This window comes from Geobacillus thermopakistaniensis, assembly GCF_000498995.1.
GTDB classification, from domain to species: Bacteria; Bacillota; Bacilli; order Bacillales; family Anoxybacillaceae; genus Geobacillus; species Geobacillus thermoleovorans.
The window spans coordinates 1-5,223 of record NZ_AYSF01000003.1 but is presented as its reverse complement, the minus strand read 5'-3'; the positions used below and the strand labels follow the sequence as shown (position 1 = coordinate 5,223).

Here is a 5,223-nt window from a genome sequence, read left to right as displayed (position 1 = left end):
CCCGCTCGACTTGCATGTATTAGGCACGCCGCCAGCGTTCGTCCTGAGCCAGGATCAAACTCTCCAAAGAAAGTTGATTGGCTTTTGCTTCGGCCCATGCGGACCTCCGCTTTTCGTCGCGCTTCGTTTCGTTCAGTTTTCAAGGAACAAGCAACTGCTTTTGTAACTTATAACTTAACGACAACTATTATTATATAAACAAATCTTTCAAAATGTCAAGCATTGTTTTCTCTGCTTTGTTTCTGCCGCGTTTATCCGTTTATTGCGTTGCGGCAATATTTTATTATACTTATCATCCGCTGTTTGTCAACCACATTTTTTGATTGTTTCGTTGCCATTTGCCTCTTGGCATCGCGCTGTCGTGAAACGGCGATTTTGATTATATTACGCCTGACTTTCTATGTCAACTGGAATTTCCATCCGCAATGTTGCAGACTTCCCCTCCTGTAATGGCTGCTCACATCAACTATAATGAAAATGTGTAATAAGATAAAAAACGAGCATCAACGAAGGAGGAATGGATGCGATGAATCATTCATTTTCCGTTTTGCTTGACGCCTACCGCCGCCTTTGGCCGAATCGTTCGATCACAGCGGAGACGCTCGATGAACAGAATAGCCAAGCTCTTTTATATGAGACGATCAGGCAGGAGCTGCGCGACGAGTGGACGCATCCGCGCGTGCGGCAATCGTCCGAAGTGAAGTTTTATTACGCCGTTAAGCGGGTGGCCGCTTCTGACTTGCCGGATGGCATGAAAGTAGCACTCATTCAAGCGTATTTGACGGTGATGGAACAATTGCAAGCCAATCATACATAAAACAGACGAATCCGGTTCACACTACTGAGCGAAAAAACATTTCTTGTTAAGGAGGATGGCAGTTATGGCGTTAATTCCGTATGACCCGTTCCGGCACTTGGAATCGATTCGCCGGGATATGAACCGCTTTTTTGCTAGTGATTTTCCATCGCTGTTCACTCATATGGATGAGCAGCACTGGATGCCGCGCATCGACATGCATGAAACGGCCAACGAATACGTCGTTTCGTGCGATTTACCGGGGCTGGAGCGGAAAGAGGATGTGCACATTGACGTGCAGAACAACATGTTGACCATCAGCGGCACGATTCAACGCCACCACGATGTAAGAGAAGAACAAATGCACCGGCGCGAACGCTTCTTTGGTCGCTTCCAGCGTTCGATCACCCTGCCGGCGGATGCGGCGACGGAAAACATTCGCGCGACGTACAAAAACGGCGTGCTTGACATTCATATCCCGAAAACAACGACAGGAACGAAAAAACGCGTTGATATCGAGTTCCATTAATGCAGAAGGGAGCGGCTTATCGACCGCTCCCCTTTTCGTTGCCCTCGCTGCTTGAGCGGATGACGAGCTCTGTCGGCACGACGACCTTTTTGCAAATCGCTCGTTTCGTCGTCAACCGTTCGATGAGCAGCTCAACCGCTGTTTCACCCATAAATTCTGTGTATACTTTCACCGTCGAAAGCGGCGGGTGAAGAAATGCTGCCGTCGGAATATCATTGAATCCGACAATCGCCGCCTCTTCCGGAACAGCGATCCCGGCTTCATGCAGCGCACGCAGGGCGCCAATCGCCATCGAATCACTGGCAATGAAAAACGCCGTNTTCGTCGTCAACCGTTCGATGAGCAGCTCAACCGCTGTTTCACCCATAAATTCTGTGTATACTTTCACCGTCGAAAGCGGCGGGTGAAGAAATGCTGCCGTCGGAATATCATTGAATCCGACAATCGCCGCCTCTTCCGGAACAGCGATCCCGGCTTCATGCAGCGCACGCAGGGCGCCAATCGCCATCGAATCACTGGCAATGAAAAACGCCGTCGGCAAGTCGCCGCCTGAAACAGCCTCTTTCATCAGCCGATAGCCATCTTCAGCAGTGAAGGCACCGATCCATACATAGCGGGAATCATACAGCCCTTTGACATACAAATATTCGTAAAACGCCGCTTCGCGCTCATCGCGGATCGGCGTTTCCCCGTCGACATATTCACGGCCGCCGATATAGCCAATTTTCGTATGCCCCAACCGAAGCAAATAATCAAGCACTGTCACCGTCGCTTGACGCAAGTCGATGACGACTGAATCAAACCGATGCTCATCAGGCGAACAGTCGACAAACACAATTTGTTTGGCCCCGGCGGCAAAAACCTCGACTTCCTTCGGCCCGAATTTTCCGACGGCGATGATGCCATCGAGCGCCTCCATCCGTTCGATCGGATAGGCGCCNTTTTCGGCAGTCTTTTAACACAATTTGTTTGGCCCCGGCGGCAAAAACCTCGACTTCCTTCGGCCCGAATTTTCCGACGGCGATGATGCCATCGAGCGCCTCCATCCGTTCGATCGGATAGGCGCCGTGCTGTTTAAACAATTTGACGAGTTCGATGCCGCGGTCAAAACACTCTTTTTCCACTCCGAGGCGAATCGCCATATAATAGGGGTCATCGATTTCCTGGCGCTCCGAATACCAGTGAATGAGCCCGAAGCGAAACGATTCGCGCGCTTGCTGGCTTCGTTCCCGCAATGTTTTGTAGTTCAGCTCTTGGGCGACTTCAAAAATGCGCCTTCTCGTTTCATCGGAAACGGACAGCGTCGTATCGTAATTAAGCACGCGCGACACCGTCGCGACCGAAACGCCGACTTTTTCCGCGATTTCTTTTAACGTAGCCATAGTCTGTTTGCAATCCCTTCCTTATGTTTCATATGAAACGCGTTTTTTCGCCGCATTTAAACAAGAGACGACATGCGCTCCACAGCGTGCTGCATAAAGCGGCGAAACGCGTCCTTCCCTCGCTTGTCCCGCTTAAACACCCCGGCATGTTCCAACACGGTCACAAACCGTTGCCCGACTTCGTGCCGCAAAATGTCATGGACGTTGTCCTTCGTGATGTCCGGATAGGCCGAGTGAATGGCTTCGCACCAATCCCAATGTTTATGCATCGACTCGTCCCAGTCTTCTTTTTTTGTCCGATGCACAAGATAATCGGCCAGCGTCTCCAGTTCCACGGCAAGCCGTGCCGGCAGCACCGCCAGCCCCATCACTTCGATCAAGCCGATATTTTCTTTTTTAATATGATGCAATTCTTCATGCGGATGGAAAATGCCGTACGGATGTTCCGCTGATGTCCGATTGTTGCGCAAAACAATGTCCAACTCAAACAAATCGCCGCGCCGCCGGGCGATCGGGGTGATCGTGTTATGCGGAACATCGCCGCTGTAGGCCATAATCTCGACACTTGAGTCGCTGTACGTCCGCCATGTTTCATACAAAAAGGCAGCCGCATCCAACACGTCCTCTTTTGGTCCAGTCAAACGGATGACGGACATCGGCCAGCGCACTATGCCGGCTGTGACCGACGGAAACGATGGAAGCGGGATACACTCTTCGATCTCCGCCTTTTCCATCGCAAACGTATAGCACCCGCCTTGGAAATGGTCATGCACTAAAATCGAGCCGCCGACAATCGGCAAATCGGCGTTCGAGCCAATGAAATAGTGCGGGAACTTTTCGACGAAATCGAGCAAACGCTCAAGCGTCTTCCGCTCCATTTTCATCGGCACATGTTCGGCGTGGAAGACGATGCAATGTTCATTATAGTACACGTAGGGAGAATATTGGAAATACCACTGTTCATCCAATAACGTGATCGGGATGACACGGTGATTGGAACGGGCTGGATGACGCCACGTTCCTTCATACCCTTCGTTTTCTTTGCATAATACACATTTTGGATACGAGGATGACGGCATCTCTTTTAATTTGGCGATTTCCTTCGGGTCTTTTTCCGGCTTCGCCAAGTTAATGGTGATATCCAATTCTCCATAGATGGTTGACACTTTCCAGTGCTGATTGTTGGCGATGCGCGCCGTTTGAATGTAATTGGACGCTTGGCTCAACGAATAAAACCAGTCCGTCGCCTCCTGCGGGTCGCGGCGGTATCGCTCGTAAAAGGCGCGGATCACTTCCGACGGCCGCGGCATGACGCAGTCCATCAGTCTCGCATCCCATATATCGCGCTCGGTCGTTGTATTCGTTTCCAACAATCCTTGTTCATACGCCCAATCAATCATAGCGTCCAATACCGGGGCCGGCGAGGCCAAGGGAACGTCCTTGACCTCGGCCGGCTGCCATTCCGTGAGTCGGAGCGTTGCCAGCAGGCGGTTGCGCGCGTACACAACATCTTCCGGCGCTAAAAGGCCGCGTTGCTCGGCATAACGGATCAGTTGTTCAATCGCCGCAAAAATCGTTTCCATGTTTACACACCCCGATATCCGTTTGGCCGCGCTTGATGCCATTCCCATGCCGACGCGACGATATCCGTAATGGACGGGTATTTCGGCTCCCAGCCGAGCTCGCGCTTTGCTTTTTCCGATGAAGCGACAAGTCTCGCCGGATCGCCCGGGCGCCGCGCCACGACGCGGGCGGGGATCGGGTGTCCGGTCACTTGCCGAGCCGCTTCGATCACTTCTTTGACGCTAAATCCATTTCCGTTGCCTAAATTGTATACATCGCTGTCTGCCCCGCTCCGCAATTTCTCGAGCGCCAGCCAATGGGCATCGACGAGATCAAGCACATGAATGTAGTCGCGGATGCACGTGCCGTCGGGCGTGTCGTAGTCATCGCCGAAAATGTAGATTTCCTCGCGCTGGCCAAGCGGCACTTTTAAAATCAATGGAATCAGATGCGTCTCCGGGTTGTGGTCCTCACCGATTGTCGTGCCGTACGCCCCGGCGACATTAAAGTAGCGGAGCGAAATCGAGCGGATGCCATAGGCGCGGTCCGCCCATTTCATCATTTTTTCCATCGCCAGCTTCGTTTCTCCATACGCGTTCGTCGGTTCCGTCGGGTCGGTTTCGACGATCGGGATTTGTTTCGGCTCCCCATACACCGCGGCGGTTGAAGAAAAGACGATTTGCTTGACGCCAAATTCTCTCATCACTTCAAGCAGCACTTGTGTGCCGTACACATTGTTGTCGTAATATTTCAGCGGCTCTTCCATGCTTTCGCCGACCAATGAGTTCGCCGCAAAATGAATGACCGCCTCAATGTCGTGCTGGCGAAACACCTCGCGCAAAAAATCGCGGTCGCGAATATCGCCTTGGCAAAACACCGCATCAGGGTGAACCGCCTCCCGGTGCCCCGTCTGCAAGTTATCCACTTTTCGGCATTATTTTACAACCGATAGA

The 5,223-nt window shown here is 51.9% G+C and carries 4 protein-coding genes, 1 rRNA gene and 2 pseudogenes; 2 read left to right on the top strand and 5 right to left on the bottom strand.

The annotated features are described in order from the left end of the window. Positions 1–70 (bottom strand): 16S ribosomal RNA (locus tag T260_RS136840); the annotation flags it as partial. Positions 71–526: 456 nt separating this feature from the next. On the opposite strand from T260_RS136840, the gene yoyC reads away from it, so the two are divergent. Continuing rightward, on the top strand, positions 527–817 hold the full coding sequence (yoyC, locus tag T260_RS136845) for a protein YoyC (protein WP_031212087.1): 291 nt from the start codon (positions 527–529) through the stop codon (positions 815–817). Positions 818–881: 64 nt separating this feature from the next. Further along, on the top strand, positions 882–1,325 hold the full coding sequence (locus tag T260_RS136850; RefSeq protein ID WP_011231631.1) for an Hsp20/alpha crystallin family protein: 444 nt from the start codon (positions 882–884) through the stop codon (positions 1,323–1,325). A gap of 16 nt (positions 1,326–1,341) precedes the next feature. Here the strand turns inward: T260_RS136850 and T260_RS1000000140695 are convergent, their stop codons facing one another. The 4 genes and pseudogenes from T260_RS1000000140695 to galE all read right to left on the bottom strand — a co-directional run. Then, the gene (locus T260_RS1000000140695) at positions 1,342–1,617 is read right to left on the bottom strand and encodes a substrate-binding domain-containing protein (protein WP_442345770.1); all 276 of its coding nucleotides are present in this window, start codon (positions 1,615–1,617) and stop codon (positions 1,342–1,344) included. Positions 1,618–1,647: 30 nt separating this feature from the next. Next, positions 1,648–2,707, bottom strand: a pseudogene (locus T260_RS1000000140690) (LacI family DNA-binding transcriptional regulator); the annotation flags it as partial. 56 nt (positions 2,708–2,763) lie between these two features. Then, positions 2,764–4,290 (bottom strand): UDP-glucose--hexose-1-phosphate uridylyltransferase, encoded by a 1,527-nt coding sequence (gene galT / locus T260_RS136855; protein ID WP_011231633.1) that lies wholly within the window; start codon positions 4,288–4,290, stop codon positions 2,764–2,766. A gap of 2 nt (positions 4,291–4,292) precedes the next feature. Next, positions 4,293–5,195: pseudogene (gene galE, locus T260_RS136860) on the bottom strand (UDP-glucose 4-epimerase GalE); the annotation flags it as partial. Positions 5,196–5,223 lie beyond the last annotated feature (28 nt).

What these genes read in the sequence shown, in the direction of transcription:
- yoyC (WP_031212087.1), top strand. Translation starts at nt 527, where the DNA reads ATGAATCATTCATTTTCCGTTTTGCTTGACGCCTACCGCCGCCTTTGG.
- T260_RS136850 (WP_011231631.1), top strand. Translation starts at nt 882, where the DNA reads ATGGCGTTAATTCCGTATGACCCGTTCCGGCACTTGGAATCGATTCGC.
- T260_RS1000000140695 (WP_442345770.1), bottom strand. Translation starts at nt 1,617, where the DNA reads ATGGCGATTGGCGCCCTGCGTGCGCTGCATGAAGCCGGGATCGCTGTT.
- galT (WP_011231633.1), bottom strand. Translation starts at nt 4,290, where the DNA reads ATGGAAACGATTTTTGCGGCGATTGAACAACTGATCCGTTATGCCGAG.